This is a genomic window from Rhodococcus sp. NPDC056743, from assembly GCF_042790355.1.
GTDB lineage: Bacteria > Actinomycetota > Actinomycetes > Mycobacteriales > Mycobacteriaceae > Rhodococcus_F.
The window spans coordinates 130369-147376 of sequence record NZ_JBHTZI010000002.1 but is presented as its reverse complement, the minus strand read 5'-3'; the positions used below and the strand labels follow the sequence as shown (position 1 = coordinate 147376).

The following is a 17008-nucleotide window of genomic DNA, read 5'->3' as shown; positions in this document are numbered from 1 at the left end:
ACTTACAGAACAAGATTCGAGGAACTTCATGAAACGAGCAGCGCTGGTTGCGCCGGTTCGGACCGGGGTGGGCCGCTTCGGCGGGGCATTGCGCGATGTGCCTGCCGAGACTCTGGCAGCCACAGTAATCAAGGAGACGGTTCGTCGCAGCGGCATCGACCCGGCGCGCATCGACGATGTTGCGATGGGCCAGTCGTACGCCAACTCGGAGGCCCCGTGCATCGGCAGATGGGCAGCGCTCGAGGCCGGGCTCCCTATCTCGGTTGCCGGTTTCCAGACGGATCGCCGATGCGGAACGGGTCTGCAGGCCATCATCACCGCGGCGATGATGGTTCAAACAGGCGCTGCCGACGTGGTTCTCGCGGGCGGCGTCGAATCGATGAGTGGTATCGAGCATTACACCACCGGAGCGCGATGGGGAACGAAAGCCGGTGGGCTGCAACTGTTCGACAGGCTTGACCGTGGCCGCGAGCGGTCACAGCCGGAATGGCGATTCGGCAAGATCAGCGGCATGATCGAAACCGCGGAGAATGTTGCGCAGCGCTGCGATATCAATCGCGAGCAGTCCGATCAGTTTGCGGTGGACAGCCATCGCAAGGCGACGGCCGCGCGAGATTCCGGCCGTTTCGACGCCGAGATCGTCTCCGTGGAACTGACCGACCGCAAGGGCAACGTCACGCAGTTCCGTAGTGACGAGGGAATTCGCGCCGACACGTCGATGGACACACTCGGCCGACTGCGGACCGTCACGAAGGGTGGCGTCGTCACAGCCGGAAACGCCAGTCAGCAGAATGACGCTGCGGCAGCGATGCTGGTGGTTGCGGAAGATCGCCTCGACAAGTTGGGTCTCGAACCGATCGGCTTCCTGGACAGTTGGGCTGCCGCGGGCTGTGAACCCGCGCTGATGGGACTCGGTCCCGTCGCCGCAGTATCGAAGCTCTTCGCCAGGACCGGCGGCAATTTCTCCGATTTCGAGTTGGTGGAGTTGAACGAGGCATTTGCGTGCCAGGTTCTCGGTGTCGTGAAGGAATGGGGCTTCGAGGACCTCGACCGGCTCAACGTCAACGGTTCCGGAATTTCACTCGGACATCCCGTCGGCGCGACGGGTGCCCGAATGGCGACCACCGCCCTGCACGAACTCAATCGTCGCGGCAGTGGAAAAGCGCTGTTGACCATGTGCATCGGCGGCGGGCAAGGCCTGGCTGCTGTGGTGGAATCCGCCTGAGTGCACCCTGGGTACACTCCGTATGAGGGATAACAGCACTACGAAGGCGGTCGGGCATGGAGTCAAGCGGCGCTTTGAACATCGCCGATGTCCGGCGCGGGCAGGCGGCACTCGAGGGCCTGGACGTGACAGTGTGGGCCAACAGATTTGAACTGCTGTCCGATGCCAACCGCCTTCGTCTTCTCCTGTGTCTGCATCATGCGCCGGGTATCTGCGTCACGGACCTGTCCGTGGCATTGGGAATGAGCGGGACGGCTGTCTCGCATGCACTTCGGCTGCTTCGGAGCCAGGGGTGGGTGACGGCAACGCGAGACGGCCGTTCGATGCGTTACCAATTGGCTGACGACACCGTTCACCAGCTACTGCACTCGATCGGCGCCACGCACTTCGGCGACGATCCCACGTCGAGTCATTCACACGACTGAATTACGGGGTGGCGAAGAACTTCTCCACTGCCGGTGCGGCATTCGGGTTTCCGTTCATGATGCCGTTGCCGAGGCCGATACCCGTTCCGATGGCTCCGCCGACGATGCACCCGGCGATGAAATTGGGGAAGATCGACAAGCATCCGATCCCGATACCCGTGGCCGCTCCACCGAGCGTCGATTGCAAGCCGCCGTTGTTCCACCCGATGTTGATTTCGTTTGTCATGGTGTCGAACGCAGCTTGTTTCGCATCGTTACCAGGGAAGAGTGTCGCTGCAGTCGGACTGTTCGTGCTTACCGGTGGGTTGAACGGATCGAAGCCGGTGTTCGGCGCTGCCACAGCCGTGCCGGCGCCCGCGCCGACGGCGGCGACGACAATTGCGGTCATGGTCAGAGTTCGGGACAGTTTCATGGGAAAACCAATCTGTCTGTGTGGAACTTTCAGGCACAAGCGGACCCGTCGACTTGCACGCGACGGGTCGTGACAAGTGGCTACCCGGCTCCGATACCCCTGAAACCGCCCAGTCTCATTCGTTATTCGACAGTTGGGCCTGCAGTCCTTCGTTCACGGCGGCAAGTCTGGCAACCTCGACCCGGAGCGAATCGATCTGTTCCTGCAACGGTCGACGGGCCAGCGCCAGGGACTCGTCCATTCGCTCCTTGTCGTAGCGCGGTGTGATGTTTCGCGCGCAGTTCCAATCGAATGCTTCCACGTCGATGACTATCGACCGCTGCGCCTTGACCGACATGGTGCCGCCGGGAACTTCCAGAAGTTGTTGCAGCAGTGCGGGGTCGACATCGGCATCCACTACCTGCGCCCGGCCGTAGATTTTCAGTCGGGTTCGTGTGGGATAGTCGACGACAAACAGCGAGACGCGGTTGTTGGTCTCGAGATTGCCGAGCGTCACGAACTGTTGATTTCCGGGCAGGTCGGCAAATCCGATTCGGTTCGGGCCCAGCATGTGCAGAAATCCGCGCGGACCACCACGATGCTGGATGTACGGCCAGCCGTCGGAAGTGACCGTGGACAGGAAGAACGAATCAACAGATGTGACGAAGCCCTGAGCGCGAGAGTCGAATTCCATGGGGCCGGAATCGGGCTCATCGAGTTTCGATCCGTAGATCGTGAAACTGCCAGACTCGCGCTGGCGCTCGACCGCAGCGGGTGAGAACGCGATATGCGCGTAACGACTCGACATGATTACTCTCCTTGCACTCAGTGCCAACGATGATCCGCGACAGCGGTGCGGGGCCCGAACTTCGGTTTCACAGCCTGCCCGCTGACCTGCAGGAGGCGAACCGCCCGATACCGATGCGGTTGCAGGGGAGCGAGGTACTCGACCATACGAGCGTCGTCGATCGGCTCGCCGAGAAGTGACCAGCCGACCACCGCGGCGAGATGGTAGTCGCCCACCGACAGCGCGTCCGAATCCCCGAAAGCGCGTTGGGCCACCTCGGCGGCCGTCCAGATCCCGACGCCGGGCACAGCTCGTAAACGTCTGGTTGCCTCCGCCGGCGTGAACGTCGACGCTTGCTCCAGTCGATCGGCGACCCGAGCGCACTGCACGATCGTCTTCGATCGTGCCGGATCGACGTTCGCGCGATGAAACTCCCACGACGGCATCCGTCGCCACTGATCTGCGGTGAGTGGAACTCGCATTCCGTCGGGCGCAGGTCCGGGAGGGCGTTCGCCGAATTTGGTCAGCAGACGTCGCCACGCGGCAAAGGCGTCGATGCCGTGGACACGCTGCTCGAGGATGGCGGGGACGAGGGCTTCCATGACGCGGCCGGTGCGTCCGATCCGCAGATGCGGGAAGCGTCGATGAGCTTCGACCAGCTTGGGATGTTCGGGAGCGAAGTTTTCGGCTTCGTCGCCCAGACCGAGCAGTGCTTCGGCTCCGCCCAGGAATTCCGTAGCGCCGGGACCCCATGCCTGCACACGGACGGTGTGGCGATCCGACTGCGTGATGCGGTAGGTCACAGGACCGGAAAGTTGGCGGGAAACTCGCCAGATCGCGCCGTCCGGGGTCCGTCTGTGAGTGGGGTCGCCAGGTCCGCGCTGATGCGGGCTGAGCGTCAGCGCGGCATCGAGTGGTCGCTGAGAAGTCACCGTGACTTCGGCAGCGCCTGGTTGCAGCGTCATCGTCGGCCAGCGTATCTGCAACCGTCGGTGGGTGTTCAGCTACATGTCGGTACGGCAACGTAAGGTCCGAGCCATGATCATCGTGAGCACCGACGGATCCTGTCTGCGCAACCCTGGCGGAGCTATCGGCTGGGCTTGGGTAAATCACGAGGGTCCGTCGATGTCGGGCGGCGAATCATCGGGAACCAACCAGATCGCCGAGTTGAGGGCGCTCTTCGAGGCCGTCGTAGCTCACCCCGGAGACGAACCGTTGCTCATCGAATCCGACTCTCAATACGCCATCAAATGTGCGTCCGAGTGGCTGCCGAGTTGGAAGCGTAAGGGCTGGAAGACCGCGAGCGGCGGCGCCGTCAAGAACCTGGAACTGGTGCAGAGCATCGACCGCGCCATCAGTGATCGTGTCGGGCCGGTGCGTTTCCGCTGGGTCCGCGGGCACGTGGGCAACCACTACAACGAGGTGGCCGACAAACTGGCGGGCGAAGCCGCCCGCGCTATTGTCTCCGGCGATATCGAGTCGGTACCGCTTGCCGTGCAGACTCCGGCTCCAGCTCCCGTGAAAAAAGAAGTGACCGTCGTGAACTCCTCGTACAAGGAGAAGTCCACGACGGCTGTCGAACCGGAAGATCTGTTCACACTGTTCTGAAATCGCGCTGCCTTACCGGTAGTTTCAGAACCCGCCTGCAACCTCGACGAGCGCGCGGCCCGTGTACTTGCCTTCGCGCACCTGATCGATCACCGGCACGACGTCTCGAACGGCGACGCGATTGGTGATGTCCTTCAGATGGCGCGGGGCGAGATCGGAGTGAAGGCGTGCCCACAGTTCCCGGCGAGGTGCGATCGGCATCAGAACCGAATCGATACCGAGCAGCGAAACTCCGCGGAGTATGAAGGGCATCACTGTTGTCGGCAGCGCGGCGCCGCCGGTCAGGCCGCTGGCCGCGACCAAGCCACCGTAATTCATCGTGCTCAAGACATGAGCAAGAGTCTTACCGCCGACGCAGTCCACCGCAGCCGCCCATTGTGATTTGCCGAGCGGGCGAGGCTTTGCGTCGGGGTCCTCGGGCAGGCGGCCGATCACCGAAGAAGCGCCGAGAGATGTCAGAAGTTCCACGGCGCCGGGTTTGCCGCTGGACGCGACTACGTCGAAACCCGCACTCGACAGCAGATCGACGCTGACTGTGCCGACGCCTCCGCTTGCGCCCGTCACGAGGACCGGACCGTCGGCTGGAGTGATTCCGCTCGCCAGGATTGCCTGCACGCTCATCGCGGCGGTGAATCCTGCTGTACCGATCGCGGCCGCATCAGCGGTGGACATGCCGTCGAGTTTCACTACCCATTCGGCTGGGAGTCGCGCGATCTCGGCGTAACCGCCGTGGCGTGCGGTACCGATTTCGTAGCCGTGGGCCACAACCTTGTCGCCCGGCGCGAACTCGTCGGACTCGGAGGTGATCACCTCGCCGGCGATGTCGATGCCGGGAACGATCGGGTAGTTCCGTACAACACCGCCTTTGGGCGTGAGGGCCAGTGCGTCCTTGTAGTTCACGCTGGAGTATTCGACACGAATGGTGACCTCACCTGCGGGAAGGAACGATTCGTCGACAGTTTCGGGGGCAAAGTCGATGGCGTTGTCGTCCTCTCGGGCAACCCAGGCGTTGAAGGATGTCATAGGTCGAACATAAAGGCAGTTGCCCCTGTGCGCCGCTTGGTAGTCCCCGCAACTAACGGAGCACAGGGGCGGAGTCGCTAGATCAAGCTGCCCTCATGCACTGCTCGATCGAATGCGGGCAACGGACCGCCGGCACGCAGGGTGGTGGCGAGTGCCGGATCAGCCAAGTGCAAGCGGCCGATCGCGATGAGGTCGAACTCTCCGGAAGAGATACGCTCCTCGAGTTGCGGGATGTTGTCGACAGTGGGGGCGGCGCCTTCGATACGGCTGTCGCGCAACGACTTTCCGAGTCCGACGCTTCCCACAGCCATGGTGACGGCGCCGGTCAGCTTCTTCGCCCAGCCGGCGAGGGAGAGATCGCTACCTTCGAAGGCAGGGACGTCGAAACGGCGGATGCTGGCATCGAGCACGTCGACCCCGGCATCGACCAAAGCGCCCAAGATCACGCCCAACTCTTCTGGCGTTTCCGCGATCTTTGCAGTGAAATCCTGCTGCTTGTGCTGGGAGAAGCGGTAGATGATCGGCAGATCGGGGCCGATGGCTTCGCGGATCGCTGCCACGACGGCTGCGGGGAATTTGGTACGACGTTCCAAGTCGCCGCCCCACGCGTCGTCGCGCTGGTTGGTGCCTTCCCAGAAGAAGGAATCCAACAGGTAGCCGTGGCCGCCGTGGATGGCGATGCCGTCGAAGCCGAGCTCGACAGCGTGCCTCGCACTGCGGACGTAGGCGGCAATCACGTCTTCGATGTCCTGCTCGGTCATCGCTTCAGTTGTTGCCTGAGCGCGCTCGACATAGGCGGCGGAGTACGACGTGACACCGAGCGGTCCCCACTCACCGGACGGGCGCATCGGCTTGAGAGAAGGATCCATCTGCGTCATCGCGCCCCACAACGGGCCGACGTGCCACAACTGCGGCACGATCTTGCCGCCGGCAGCGTGAACGTCGTCGACGACCTTGCGCCAGCCGGCCTGAGCGGCGGAGGTGTGCAGGTTGGGGACGTTGGCATGGTCGACCGCGCTCACGTGATCGATCGCAACGCCTTCGGTGACGATCAGGCCGGTGCCGCCCTCAGCGCGTCGACGGTAGTAGTCGGCGACGTCCTGTCCCGGAACACCCTCGATGGAGTAGGTGCGCGTCATCGGTGACATGACAATGCGGTTGGGCAGTTCGAGCGAACGAATGCGCAAAGGCTGGAAAAGGGGACTGGTCATGTCAATCACAGTGCTTTCATGAATCGGAAGAATCCGGGGTCCTGATCGACGCGCAGCCTCGTGAGGGTGCGGTAGCTGATCAGCCATTTACCGTTTTCTTTGCGGTATTCCTCGTGGTAGTGGCCGTAGCCGTGCAGGTGCAGTTCTTTTTCGCCGTCGTTCCACCACAGCATGTCCTCCATCGCCCAGATCCCCGTGGCGGTGGTGGGGGAGGTCAACACGATTTCGGGAGTGTGAGCGTGGTGCGCGGTGGTCAGAGGAATTTCGCCGTCGAGCATGTTGCGGATGGCGTTGGTGAGTTTCTCGATACCGACAACCTGGTTCGACGTGTCACCCGTCTTGGGTTGCTTGTCCGTCGGGAGCCCGCCCCACGTCTCGCTGACGACATCAGCGGTGTGCAATGTCGGGTAGATATGCCACTGCTTGGTGTCCATGCAACGTAGTCGAGCCGAGAAGACCTTCTTGATTTCCTCGATCGCGAGTAGTTCCTCGACAGGACTGAGTGACGCGACTTCGGACTCGGTCAAAGACATGCAACCTCCAGCAGTAATCGGCAAGATGTCCTCAGATTCGAGGGCGTACGGCCTTGCCGTCAATCACCTGTCTCAGTGAGCGCGACAACGCTCTGTATGGTCGAGCAAACGGAAGGAGCGCTCGCTATGTGCGTAGAGACGGATTCGGTACCCGGAGCCGAGGAGATCGCCGAGGTTCGGGATTTCTGGAGTGAGTTGGGCGTTCCGGGCTTGGTCGATGTTCACACCCATTTCATGCCCAAGAGCGTCATGGACAAGGTGTGGGGCTACTTCGACTCCGCCGGACCGATGATCGGTCGACCATGGCCCATCACGTATCGCCTGGTGGAGGAGGAACGCGTACATCGGCTGCGTGAATTCGGAGTCCGCGCCTTTACCTCGATGATCTACCCGCACAAGAACGCGATGGCCGAGTGGCTCAATCAATGGGCCGTCGAGTTTGCCGCCCAAACGCCGGATTGCCTGCACACGGCTACGTTCTATCCCGAGGAGACGGCCGCGTCGTACGTCGGAAAGGCTTTGGAATCGGGAGCGCGAATCTTCAAGTCCCACATCCAGGTCGGGAACTACGACCCGAACGATCCGCTGCTCGACAAGGTATGGGGTCAGCTCGAGGACTCCGAGACGCCCATCGTGATCCACTGTGGATCGGGACCGGCGCCGGGGAAGTACACGGGGCCCGATCGCATTGCTTCTCTACTGGCGCGCTACCCGAGACTGCCGCTGATCATCGCGCACATGGGGATGCCTGAGTACAGCGAATTCCTCGAACTTGCAGAGGTATACGGGAATGTGCGACTGGATACGACCATGGCGTTCACGGATTTCACGGAAGAGCAGTGTGCATTCCCGACATCGGATGTCTCCCGCCTGATCGACCTGCAGGACCGGATCCTCTTCGGGAGCGATTTCCCGAACATTCCGTACCCGTATCTCAACGCACTACAGGCGCTTACGCGATTCGACCTCGGTGACGAGTGGTTGCGTGCCGTTGTTCACGACAACGCTGACAAACTCTTCTCGGTGAGCTGAACTCTCACCGAGAAGAGCGGGTGTTCAGCGGAGCTTGATGCTGCCGCCGTCCGCCATCAATGTCTGGCCCGTCATGTACTTGGAATCCTCGCTCGCGAGGAACACTACGACGGGAGCGATGTCGGTTTCGGGGTCACCGATGCGGCCGAGAGGCACCTTGGCGACCGATGCCGCTGCGCGCTCAGGAAAGGCCTCCTGCCACTTGACGACGCCTTCGGTGGCGGCAAACGGGCAGACCACGTTGACTCGAATGCCTTCCGGCGCCCACTCGTTGGCGACGACGCGGGTCAGGCCGCGCACCGCTTCCTTGGCCGCTGCGTACGAGGTCTGGGTGGGCATACCGTCCAAGCCGGAACCGGACGCGAAGTTGATGACCGAACCCTTGGTCTTCGCAAGTTCGTCGTGGCATGCCTGCATCAGGTGGACAACGGGGTAGAAGCCGGTGTTGAAGGACAGATCGAACATGTCCTGCGTGGTTTCCAGCAACGGCGCCTGACGGGACGCGTGAGCGTTGTTGACCAGGATGTCGAGCTTGCCGAACGCCGCGAGTGCGGCGTCACGGATCTGCTCGGCCGAACCTGCGGCAGCAAGGTCGACGTTGAGGAACTTCCCGGATCCGGCCAGTTCCTGCTCGAGGGCCTGGCCCTGTTCGTCGTTGATGTCGACGAACAGGACCTTCGCGCCTTCACGGGCAAAGACTCGGGTAATCGCGCGACCGATACCACCGGCGCCGCCGGTGACAATCGCTACCTTGCCGTTCAACCTCATGAAAACGCTCCTTCTTCTGTGAATGCTGCTTATACGGTTGCGGTCTCGTCGACTGCGAGTGCGATCTTCTCGAGGCCGGCGACGCTGTAGGCGGCGTAGTTCTCGTAGGGTCCACGACCCGAGAAGTACGACGTGAGCTGACCACCGAGCTCTTCGACGGTGAACGCGGATCCGGCTGCGTCGAAACGGTTCTCGACCTTCGGTGCTTCCATCAGCGCCACCATCTTGCCGTATACGACAAAGACCTGTCCGTTGATCTCGTCCGAAGCGGGCGAAGCCAGGTAGCTGACCAGCGTGGCAACACGCTCGGGTGCAAGCGGATCGAGGCCGGTGACGCCGGTGTTGTTCTCGCCGAATGCACCTGCAGTCATGGCCGTCCGGGCACGCGGGCAGATTGCGTTGCTGCGGACGCCGTAACGGGAGAGGCCGGCTGCGCTGGAGAGCGTCAGAGCCGTGATGCCGGCCTTGGCTGCCGAGTAGTTGGGCTGTCCGGCACTGCCGAAGAGGAAGGCTTCGGAGGATGTGTTGATGATGCGGCCGTAGACGGGGGCGTCGGCTGCCTTGCTGGCGGCGCGCCAGTGCACTGCGGCTGCATGGGAGGTTGCGGCATGGCCCTTGAGGTGCACGCGGATGACGTCGTCCCAGTCGGATTCGGTCAGGTTGAAGATCATCTTGTCGCGCAGGATGCCTGCGTTGTTGACGAGGATGTCGAAGGAGCCGAAGTTCTTGACGCCTTCCTCGACGAAGCGCGCGCCGAGCGACCAGTCGGAGACGTCGCCGGTGATGGCGATGGCTTGTCCGCCTGCGGCCTTGATCTCGTCGACCACGTCATTGGCCGCGGGGCCCATGTCGTTGACGATGACGGCTGCGCCGGCTGCTGCGAGGCCGAGTGCCTCTGCGCGGCCGAGTCCGGCGCCGGCACCGGTGACTGCGGCTACTTTGCCTTCCAAGCTCAGTGATTGCGTCATGTCGTGCTCCTTCGATCCGGGTCAGAAATTAGTATTCATTCTAATTTGTTGAAGCTATCTTGGGGTAAATTCCGCAAAACTAGCAAAGTCAAAATCAGAATTAGTTCTAGTTTTGATCAGAAATGCGAGCCAGAACACTACAGTCCCGGTCAGTGGGAGCGGTGATGTAGGTCACGAGCTGGACATGCCACCTTGTGGCTACGCGCCGACAGGGCGCGCACGCACTTGCGTCACCGCCAACTCTGCCCGGAGCACCCCATGTTCAACGACTCGCCTGCTCGGAAGCATCTACGCCCCAGCCAATCGTCGGAGATCCTCAAAGCAGGATCCGCTCTGGCTGCATCGGGTGGAACAACAGGAGGATCTGCGCAGCTCCTGGCATCGATGTTGGGGCGTCGGATCGGCGGATGACGCACTCGAAGTACCAATAGATGCGGCCGGACCGGACCGGTCGCACCTGAAATAACGGAAGGCACCAACAGTGTCACTGAATTTGGCAGATCTGTACGAGGGTGTAACGGACTTGAACTCGGATCGCACGGCACTTGTGTGCGACGGGCGTCGACGGACCTACGCGGAACTCGACGAAGGCTCCAACCGCATCGCCCATCACCTGGCGAGTGTGGGCGTCGGACCGGGAGATCACGTTGCGCTGCACATGCGCAACAGCATCGAGTATGTCGAAAGCTTGTTGGGCTGCCTCAAGATTCGCGCAGTGCCGATCAACGTCAACTACCGCTATGTCGATGCCGAGCTGACGTACCTCTACAACGATTCCATGTCGGTCGCGCTCATCGTCGACGAGGAGTTTGCCGACACCGTTTCGTCGATCCTGCCGACAACTCCGGGCGTCAAGCATGTTGTCGTCGTTGGTGAAGCGGACTTTGACGGCGTCGACAGCATCAGTTACGACGTTGCAACGCAGGCGCAGTCGGCCAAGCGGGACTTCGGGCCACGTAGCGAAGACGATCTGTTTGTCATTTACACCGGCGGCACCACGGGTATGCCCAAGGGTGTCATGTGGCGTCACGAGGACTTCTACTTCGCCGCGCTCACCGGTGGAAACCCGTTCGGTCCGCCGCATGTCAAGGCCGAAGATCTGTACGCCGCAGTGCCGCACGTCCCCGCGATGAACATGCTCAGCACGGCCCCGCTGATGCACGGCGCAGCGTCGTACTCGCTGTTCACCGGATTCTTCATGGGCGCCAACGCAATTCTGATGGCACGATTCGACGCGAAGAAGACGCTGCAGCTTGCCGGAAGCGAAAAGGCAGTCTCCATCACCGTCGTCGGAGACGCGATGGCACGCCCGCTCGCCGACGAATTGGCTACGAACGCCGCGGAGTACGACCTCGGTACGGTGGGTATGGTCTCGTCCGGCGGAGCGTTGTTCTCGCTTTCCCTGCGTGAGCAGTTGAAGTCGATTATTCCGAACCTGATCATCCGTGACGGTTTCGGTTCGTCCGAGTCCGGCGTCGACGGCAACCTCGAGATCGGCCCGGACGGCTTGATGCGGATCGCTGCTCGCGACGAGACTCGTGTTGTCGACGAGCGGATGCGTCCGCTCGAGCCCGGTTCACCGGATACCGGGTACATTGCCCGTTCCGGTCACGTTCCGGTCGGTTACTTCAACGATCCCGTGAAGACGGCAGCTACGTTCCCCGTCATCGACGGTGTTCGGATGTCTGTGCTCGGCGACATCGGCCGCGTGGAAGCCGACGGCTCGATCGTTCTGCTGGGCCGCGGTTCTCAGTGCATCAACACCGGTGGCGAGAAGGTCTACCCCGAAGAGGTCGAGCAGGCACTCAAGAGCCATCCCGCGGTTCTCGACGCTCTGGTCGCGGGTGTGCCGGACGAGAAGTTCGGCGAGCGCGTGGCTGCGGTCATCACCACCCGTGAAGGTTTCGACGTTCCGAACCTCGCCGAAATCGGTGAGCATTGCGCGTCGCAGGTCGCTCGGTACAAGGTGCCTCGTACCGTCGTGAGTGTGTCGGAAATCCGGCGTTCTCCCAGTGGCAAGGCTGACTACCGTTGGGCCAAGGCAACTTTGGCAGAAGCTAACTAGCTCGAAGTCATCCAGCGCGTTTTGTGAGGGGCGCGCTGGATGACTTCCGGGCCGAGCTGAAAGCTACTTCACCACCCCGGCGGCCAGGAGGGCGCGGGCTTCGGGACGACCGTCGAGGAGCGCATTCGTACGCAATTCGACCTTCCAGACGCCGTCGTTCTTGACCAGTTCCCACCGGTTCGCGGTGATGCGAAGAACCTTGAATCCGGACGGGTTCTCGGGATCCTTGATCACGAGCTGCGAATGGCAGGTGGCGACGGCTTTGTTGCCGTCGATGCGGATATGTGCCGGCGTCATCATGTGCGCCGCACCGTTCATGATCCAGTTCTGATGAGAGGCGCTGCGCACCATGGCGCGCAGTTCGCCGTGGCCGTGCATTGCTCCCGTGTCGACGTCGTAGACGCCGTCCTCGAGCCACAGATTTGCGACCTCGTCGGCGGACCCGCTGTCGACGGCGGGGCTGTACGCGGTGAGCAGTTCGGTGATCGCCAACTTGTCTTCGAGCAGTTCGACCCGGGCAATCAGTGATTCGACCAGGGCAAGAGAGTCGCTCAGTGCGGTGGCGTCGGTCATCGGCATTCCTTACGTAGACGAAGTGGATCGATCAGGTGAAATCGACGCCCTCGGCGAGGGCGAGGCGGTGAAGCTCTTCGAGTTGTTCACCGAAGTGATCTGCGCTCGACGCGCTGATCGACGTGCTGGCGATGGTGGCACCGGCGTCGCGGAGCCGGGTGAGTGAGCGGACGACGCGTTCCGGGTCGCCGAGCGGATCGAAGGCAGCGCCGGTGGACAGGACGACGTCGAAGTTCTCGGGGAGCGGCGCTGCCGCGAGCATGTCGGCAAGTTCCGAGAGGCGCAGTCCGAAGGGCACCCAACCGTCGCCGTGGGTCAGCGCTCGGCGCAGTGAGCGCTTGGTGCGGCCGCCGATCCACAGTGGCACGCGCGGCTGGACGGCGTGGGGCTCGACGACAAATCCCGAGTAGTCGTAGAACTCGCCGTGGTACTCCGGGAGCGGAGTGGAGAGCGAGGTGCGTAGCGCTGCAATGGCGTCGTCGGCGCGAGCGCCACGATCGGTGAACGGAGCGTTTATGAGATCGAATTCTTCTTTCAGCGTTCCGACTCCGAGGCCCAGGACAAGTCGGCCGTTGCTGACTCGATCCAGCGTTCCGTATCGCTTCGCGATCTCCAGCGGGTGGTGGTATCCCAGTACGAGCACCTGGGTTGCGAGCCGAATTGTGCGTGTTCGGGCTGCAAGATATCCGAGAGTTGCCAGCGGATCCCAGTAGGTTCCACCGCGTTCTTCGGCGATTTCGGCGGGAACTGCGATATGTTCACTGCAGGTCAGATGGTGAAAACCGAGGCGATCGGCAGTTTCGGCGATCTGTGCGACCTCGTCGATTTCGGCCATGGCTTCCCAGTCTGATCGGGTGCTGGGGTGCTGGATCAGTACCGGTGTGACAAGTCCGAGGTGCATCGAGTGTTTATAGCTGTGGAAGACCTGTCGTGACACCGAAATTTCCGCTGATCGGGATGAGATTGCCGGATCGGCTTTCCAGATACTGTGACCTAGGTTATAGTCACTAGAATCAATTCCAGTTTCCGGGAGGCGTCAATGACCATCGTTGAAATCAACGACACCATGACCACTACTCAGCCGACCAGTGCACAGGTCAAAAAGGACCTGCCGCCGTCGATGGTCGAACGGATGACGCTGATTCTCGACGCCTTCGACGGACGCGCAGCACGGCTCACCCTGGAAGAGGTGGCGTGCCGCACGCAGTTGCCGCGCTCCACCGTTCATCGCATTCTCGATCAGCTCGTGAAGCTCGACTGGGTCGACCATGCATCGTTCGGTTACTGCCTCGGACGGCGGGCGCTCGGCCTCGGTGGCGGCGACGGTGGCCACAGCCAGATTCGTGAAGCTGCTGCGCCCCTTCTGCACGAACTGCATCTGCAGACCGGAATGGTTGTGCACCTTTCTGTGCTCGACGGCCGCGAAAGCGTCTACCTCGACAAGGTCGGCGGCCGTTTTGCCGCTGCGCTCCCGTCACGTGTCGGTGGCAGGGTTCTGGCGCACTCCACCGCGGGTGGCAAGGCAATGCTCGCGTGGATCGATCCCGAGCGCGTCGACGCTTTGTTCGGCGCGACTCTTCCGCGCTGTACCGAGAACACCATCGCGGAGATCGGCATTTTGCATCAGGAACTCAACCGCATCCGTCAGCGTCGAGGCTTGGCCTTCGAGCGCGGTGAATCCGCTCGCGGTCTGGCGTGTGTGGCAGCGGCGATTCGTGGGCATGAAGGCCCTGTCGGCAGCATCGCGCTGTGTGGCGACATGCGGACCGCTCAACTCGAGCGAGTTGCCCCGTTGGTAGTCGACGCGGCCCGTGAGGTCTCGCGGTCGCTGTACCCCGAACTGGGTGCGCCGCGCCGTGGCCGCAAGGCTCCTCCGATCCCGACCAACACCTTCTCGGCAGACACGATGGACCGTCTTCTGGCGGCGTCCACCGAGCAGTGGATCTGAGCTTTCCTGCCCTTTCTGTCTCGCTGATCGGGACGATTCGTAGCAGCTCAGCGGTGGTGGTGGCACCGTTCGGAGTATGACGACTGAACTGAGTTACGAGGACACTCTGAAAGAGCTGCAGACCGATCTCGGTGTGCTCCGCTATCACGAGGCCGGAGACGGTCCGCCGCTGGTGCTGCTGCACGGATCGGGCCCCGGAGTCACCGGTTGGCGCAACTACCGCGGCGTTCTCGCGGACTTCGCCAAGCACTTCCACTGCTACGTGCTCGAGTTCCCCGGCTTCGGCGTCAGCGACCCCGGCGACGGCCACCCGATGATGATGGCTCAGGCTTCGGTCAGCGCGTTCCTCGACGGACTGGGCCTCGGTCCCGTCCACCTGATCGGCAACTCCATGGGCGGCATCGTTGCCACCAAGGTCGCGATCGACGAACCGCACCGCGTCAGCAAGCTCGTCACCATCGGCGGCATGGGCAAGAACACCTTCTCGCCCGGCCCCGGTGAGGGCATCAAGCTCCTCATGGAATTCACCGACAACCCCACCCGCGAGGGCCTGATCCGCTGGCTGCAGTCGATGGTCTACGACCCCGCCGTGGTCACCGAGCAGCTCATCGAAGAGCGTTGGGCGCTCGCCACCGAGCCGACGACCCTCGAGATCGCGCGTCGTATGTACAGCAGCAAGGCCATGGCTGCCATGGGCGCCGCCGCCGCTACATCGACGGCCGTCCCGTACTGGGCACAGCTGAACAAGATCAAGGCTCCGACACTGCTCACCTGGGGGCGTGATGACCGCGTCAGCCCAGTCGACATGGCGATTCTGCCGATGCGCGACATCCCCAACGGTGAAGTACACATCTTCCCCAAGTGCGGTCACTGGACGATGATCGAAGCCCGCGACGCGTGGGTCTCGGCCGTTCTTGCCTTCCTCACCCGCCCGGAAACCGACAGCTGAAGACAGTCGCCACAGTGAAGGTCGACTAGCCCCGTGCGCCTTTCCGGCAGGCCCTCACAAAGGCGCACGGGCTGCTCCCACTCACCGGGAAGCATTTCTGCACTACCGAGCCGCACCTGCCACGGTTTCACCAACAGATTTTCACCTCGCCAGATCTTCCAGGAGGACGCGATGCTCAGTGATACGCAACGAGTTTTCCGCCGCAAGGTTGTTGGTGGGCAGGAAGACCAGTTGATCTACATCGCGCTTGGACTCGCCGCGAAGAAGTCTGCCTAGGCATTCGCCGGGTACCGAAACCAGAAAGCCGAGAAAACCATGGGACAGGTTCTAGACAACATCTCTCAGTTCGCCGACGAGATCCGCGCCGGCGGCGTCGAGGGCGACAAGCTCATGCAGCTGTCGGACGGCAACGCGAAGCGCCTTCGTGATTCCGGCGTCATCCGCATGTTCCAGCCCAAGGAATTCGGTGGGCTGGAATCGCACCCGCGTGAGTTCGCCGAGACGGCAATGGCTATCGGCGCGATGGACGGCGCAACCGGCTGGGTCAGCGGCATCGTCGGCGTCCACCCGTGGGAGCTTGCGTTCTTCGACAAGAAGGCTCAGGAAGAGGTCTGGGGCGAGAACCCTGACACCTGGATGGCTTCCCCGTACGCACCGATGGGCGTTGCCCGTCCCGTCGACGGTGGCTACATCCTCAACGGTCGCTGGTCTTTCTCCTCGGGAACGGATCACTGTGACTGGGTCATGATCGGTGCGATGGTCGGTGACGCCGAGGGCAAGCCCCTCATGCCGCCGAAGCACCTTCACGTCCTGCTTCCGCGCAGCGATTACGACATCGATCAGGACAGCTGGAACGTCGTCGGCCTGCGAGGCACCGGCTCCAAGGACCTCATCGTCAAGGACGCTTTCCTCCCCGGCTACCGCACCATCGACGCTTCCAAGGTGTACGACGGCAGCGCATGGAAGGAAGCCGGCCGCACGGAGACCCTGTACAAGTTCCCGTTCTCCTGCATCTTCCCGCTCGGCATCACGTCCTCACTGATCGGTATCGCCGAAGGTGCTTTGGCCTGCAACATCGCAGCCCAGCGTGAGCGCGTCACGGTCAGCGGTGTCCCGATCAAGGAAGATCCGTACGTTCTCTTTGCCATCGGCGAGGCCGCTGCAGAGATCGCTGCTTCTCGTGCGGCGATCCTCGAGACGGTCGACCGTTTCTGGGACATGACCGAAAAGGGTCAGGAAGTATCGTTCGAGCTTCGTTCCATCGGCCGACGCACGCAGACGGCTGCTGCGTGGCGTGCGGTGCGCGCAGTGGACGAGATCTTCGCGCGTTCGGGTGGCGGGGCACTTCAGCTCAGCACCCCGATGCAGCGATTCTGGCGTGACGCCCATGCGGGTCTCTCGCACGCCATCCACGTGCCCGGATCGATCTTCCACGCGTCGACCCTGACTCAGCTCGGTGGCGAGCCGCAGGGTATCCACCGCTCGATGATCTAGTCCCACAA

Annotated in this window: 19 protein-coding genes; 9 read left to right on the top strand and 10 right to left on the bottom strand. The window is 62.3% G+C overall.

Features of this window, described 5'->3' with window-relative positions; translation table 11 throughout:
- Positions 1-28 precede the first annotated feature (28 nt).
- The gene (locus ACFRFQ_RS05120) at positions 29-1225 is read left to right on the top strand and encodes an acetyl-CoA C-acetyltransferase (protein WP_378653898.1); all 1197 of its coding nucleotides are present in this window, start codon (positions 29-31) and stop codon (positions 1223-1225) included.
- A gap of 56 nt (positions 1226-1281) precedes the next feature.
- Positions 1282-1650 carry an ArsR/SmtB family transcription factor gene (locus ACFRFQ_RS05115; RefSeq protein WP_378653895.1) on the top strand — a complete coding sequence of 123 codons (369 nt, stop codon included), beginning with the start codon at positions 1282-1284 and terminating at the stop codon, positions 1648-1650.
- 1 nt (position 1651) lies between these two features.
- Here ACFRFQ_RS05115 and ACFRFQ_RS05110 read toward each other — a convergent pair whose 3' ends face one another.
- The 3 genes from ACFRFQ_RS05110 to ACFRFQ_RS05100 form a co-directional block, all read right to left on the bottom strand.
- Positions 1652-2062: a hypothetical protein gene (locus ACFRFQ_RS05110; protein WP_185993330.1), complete on the bottom strand. Its 411-nt coding sequence runs from the start codon at positions 2060-2062 to the stop codon at positions 1652-1654.
- A 115-nt stretch (positions 2063-2177) separates the two neighbouring features.
- Entirely contained in the window at positions 2178-2849 is a 672-nt protein-coding gene (locus ACFRFQ_RS05105) for a pyridoxamine 5'-phosphate oxidase family protein (protein WP_378653891.1), read from the bottom strand.
- Between the two features lie 17 nt (positions 2850-2866).
- Positions 2867-3793 (bottom strand): DNA-3-methyladenine glycosylase family protein, encoded by a 927-nt coding sequence (locus ACFRFQ_RS05100; RefSeq protein WP_378653889.1) that lies wholly within the window; start codon positions 3791-3793, stop codon positions 2867-2869.
- A 73-nt stretch (positions 3794-3866) separates the two neighbouring features.
- Here ACFRFQ_RS05100 and ACFRFQ_RS05095 point away from each other — a divergent pair, with 73 nt between their 5' ends.
- Positions 3867-4436, top strand: a complete 570-nt coding sequence (locus tag ACFRFQ_RS05095) for a ribonuclease H (protein ID WP_378655049.1) — start codon at positions 3867-3869, stop codon at positions 4434-4436.
- Between the two features lie 24 nt (positions 4437-4460).
- On the opposite strand, the gene ACFRFQ_RS05090 is transcribed toward ACFRFQ_RS05095, so the two are convergent.
- The 3 genes from ACFRFQ_RS05090 to ACFRFQ_RS05080 all read right to left on the bottom strand — a co-directional run bounded on the left by ACFRFQ_RS05090 (position 4461) and on the right by ACFRFQ_RS05080 (position 7203).
- Complete coding sequence (locus ACFRFQ_RS05090) at positions 4461-5459, bottom strand: acryloyl-CoA reductase (protein WP_378653886.1); 999 nt, start codon at positions 5457-5459, stop codon at positions 4461-4463.
- Between the two features lie 77 nt (positions 5460-5536).
- Positions 5537-6670 carry an NADH:flavin oxidoreductase gene (locus tag ACFRFQ_RS05085; protein WP_378653884.1) on the bottom strand — a complete coding sequence of 378 codons (1134 nt, stop codon included), beginning with the start codon at positions 6668-6670 and terminating at the stop codon, positions 5537-5539.
- 5 nt (positions 6671-6675) lie between these two features.
- Entirely contained in the window at positions 6676-7203 is a 528-nt protein-coding gene (locus ACFRFQ_RS05080; RefSeq protein WP_378653882.1) for a nuclear transport factor 2 family protein, read from the bottom strand.
- Between the two features lie 126 nt (positions 7204-7329).
- Here ACFRFQ_RS05080 and ACFRFQ_RS05075 point away from each other — a divergent pair, with 126 nt between their 5' ends.
- The gene (locus ACFRFQ_RS05075; protein ID WP_378653880.1) at positions 7330-8235 is read left to right on the top strand and encodes an amidohydrolase family protein; all 906 of its coding nucleotides are present in this window, start codon (positions 7330-7332) and stop codon (positions 8233-8235) included.
- Positions 8236-8259: 24 nt separating this feature from the next.
- Here ACFRFQ_RS05075 and ACFRFQ_RS05070 read toward each other — a convergent pair whose 3' ends face one another.
- Together ACFRFQ_RS05070 and ACFRFQ_RS05065 are read right to left on the bottom strand one after the other, a co-directional pair.
- Positions 8260-9003: an SDR family NAD(P)-dependent oxidoreductase gene (locus tag ACFRFQ_RS05070; RefSeq protein WP_378653877.1), complete on the bottom strand. Its 744-nt coding sequence runs from the start codon at positions 9001-9003 to the stop codon at positions 8260-8262.
- 29 nt (positions 9004-9032) lie between these two features.
- Positions 9033-9971, bottom strand: coding sequence for a 3-oxoacyl-ACP reductase (locus ACFRFQ_RS05065; RefSeq protein ID WP_378653875.1), 939 nt, complete (start codon positions 9969-9971; stop codon positions 9033-9035).
- A 258-nt stretch (positions 9972-10229) separates the two neighbouring features.
- Between ACFRFQ_RS05065 and ACFRFQ_RS05060 the strand changes: the two genes are divergently transcribed.
- Both ACFRFQ_RS05060 and ACFRFQ_RS05055 read left to right on the top strand, forming a co-directional pair.
- Entirely contained in the window at positions 10230-10382 is a 153-nt protein-coding gene (locus ACFRFQ_RS05060; RefSeq protein WP_378653873.1) for a hypothetical protein, read from the top strand.
- Positions 10383-10452: 70 nt separating this feature from the next.
- A complete protein-coding gene (locus ACFRFQ_RS05055; protein WP_378653870.1) occupies positions 10453-12036 on the top strand; it encodes an acyl-CoA synthetase in 1584 nt (527 codons plus the stop codon).
- 63 nt (positions 12037-12099) lie between these two features.
- Here the strand turns inward: ACFRFQ_RS05055 and ACFRFQ_RS05050 are convergent, their stop codons facing one another.
- Together ACFRFQ_RS05050 and ACFRFQ_RS05045 are read right to left on the bottom strand one after the other, a co-directional pair.
- Positions 12100-12609 carry a nuclear transport factor 2 family protein gene (locus ACFRFQ_RS05050; RefSeq protein ID WP_378653867.1) on the bottom strand — a complete coding sequence of 170 codons (510 nt, stop codon included), beginning with the start codon at positions 12607-12609 and terminating at the stop codon, positions 12100-12102.
- Between the two features lie 31 nt (positions 12610-12640).
- Positions 12641-13510 carry an LLM class F420-dependent oxidoreductase gene (locus ACFRFQ_RS05045; protein WP_378653864.1) on the bottom strand — a complete coding sequence of 290 codons (870 nt, stop codon included), beginning with the start codon at positions 13508-13510 and terminating at the stop codon, positions 12641-12643.
- Positions 13511-13648: 138 nt separating this feature from the next.
- Here ACFRFQ_RS05045 and ACFRFQ_RS05040 point away from each other — a divergent pair, with 138 nt between their 5' ends.
- The 3 genes from ACFRFQ_RS05040 (at position 13649) to ACFRFQ_RS05030 (ending at position 17000) form a co-directional block, all read left to right on the top strand.
- On the top strand, positions 13649-14557 hold the full coding sequence (locus tag ACFRFQ_RS05040; RefSeq protein ID WP_378653862.1) for an IclR family transcriptional regulator: 909 nt from the start codon (positions 13649-13651) through the stop codon (positions 14555-14557).
- A 76-nt stretch (positions 14558-14633) separates the two neighbouring features.
- A complete protein-coding gene (locus ACFRFQ_RS05035; RefSeq protein WP_378653859.1) occupies positions 14634-15506 on the top strand; it encodes an alpha/beta fold hydrolase in 873 nt (290 codons plus the stop codon).
- Positions 15507-15821: 315 nt separating this feature from the next.
- The gene (locus ACFRFQ_RS05030) at positions 15822-17000 is read left to right on the top strand and encodes an acyl-CoA dehydrogenase family protein (protein ID WP_378653856.1); all 1179 of its coding nucleotides are present in this window, start codon (positions 15822-15824) and stop codon (positions 16998-17000) included.
- The last annotated feature ends 8 nt before the right edge of the window (positions 17001-17008 follow it).

Excerpts from the sequence above, each read along its gene's own strand:
- ACFRFQ_RS05120 (WP_378653898.1), top strand. The coding sequence starts at position 29 with ATGAAACGAGCAGCGCTGGTTGCGCCGGTTCGGACCGGGGTGGGCCGC.
- ACFRFQ_RS05115 (WP_378653895.1), top strand. The coding sequence starts at position 1,282 with ATGGAGTCAAGCGGCGCTTTGAACATCGCCGATGTCCGGCGCGGGCAG.
- ACFRFQ_RS05110 (WP_185993330.1), bottom strand. The coding sequence starts at position 2,062 with ATGAAACTGTCCCGAACTCTGACCATGACCGCAATTGTCGTCGCCGCC.
- ACFRFQ_RS05105 (WP_378653891.1), bottom strand. The coding sequence starts at position 2,849 with ATGTCGAGTCGTTACGCGCATATCGCGTTCTCACCCGCTGCGGTCGAG.
- ACFRFQ_RS05100 (WP_378653889.1), bottom strand. The coding sequence starts at position 3,793 with ATGACGCTGCAACCAGGCGCTGCCGAAGTCACGGTGACTTCTCAGCGA.
- ACFRFQ_RS05095 (WP_378655049.1), top strand. The coding sequence starts at position 3,867 with ATGATCATCGTGAGCACCGACGGATCCTGTCTGCGCAACCCTGGCGGA.
- ACFRFQ_RS05090 (WP_378653886.1), bottom strand. The coding sequence starts at position 5,459 with ATGACATCCTTCAACGCCTGGGTTGCCCGAGAGGACGACAACGCCATC.
- ACFRFQ_RS05085 (WP_378653884.1), bottom strand. The coding sequence starts at position 6,670 with ATGACCAGTCCCCTTTTCCAGCCTTTGCGCATTCGTTCGCTCGAACTG.
- ACFRFQ_RS05080 (WP_378653882.1), bottom strand. The coding sequence starts at position 7,203 with ATGTCTTTGACCGAGTCCGAAGTCGCGTCACTCAGTCCTGTCGAGGAA.
- ACFRFQ_RS05075 (WP_378653880.1), top strand. The coding sequence starts at position 7,330 with ATGTGCGTAGAGACGGATTCGGTACCCGGAGCCGAGGAGATCGCCGAG.
- ACFRFQ_RS05070 (WP_378653877.1), bottom strand. The coding sequence starts at position 9,003 with ATGAGGTTGAACGGCAAGGTAGCGATTGTCACCGGCGGCGCCGGTGGT.
- ACFRFQ_RS05065 (WP_378653875.1), bottom strand. The coding sequence starts at position 9,971 with ATGACGCAATCACTGAGCTTGGAAGGCAAAGTAGCCGCAGTCACCGGT.
- ACFRFQ_RS05060 (WP_378653873.1), top strand. The coding sequence starts at position 10,230 with ATGTTCAACGACTCGCCTGCTCGGAAGCATCTACGCCCCAGCCAATCG.
- ACFRFQ_RS05050 (WP_378653867.1), bottom strand. The coding sequence starts at position 12,609 with ATGACCGACGCCACCGCACTGAGCGACTCTCTTGCCCTGGTCGAATCA.
- ACFRFQ_RS05045 (WP_378653864.1), bottom strand. The coding sequence starts at position 13,510 with ATGCACCTCGGACTTGTCACACCGGTACTGATCCAGCACCCCAGCACC.
- ACFRFQ_RS05040 (WP_378653862.1), top strand. The coding sequence starts at position 13,649 with ATGACCATCGTTGAAATCAACGACACCATGACCACTACTCAGCCGACC.
- ACFRFQ_RS05035 (WP_378653859.1), top strand. The coding sequence starts at position 14,634 with ATGACGACTGAACTGAGTTACGAGGACACTCTGAAAGAGCTGCAGACC.
- ACFRFQ_RS05030 (WP_378653856.1), top strand. The coding sequence starts at position 15,822 with ATGGGACAGGTTCTAGACAACATCTCTCAGTTCGCCGACGAGATCCGC.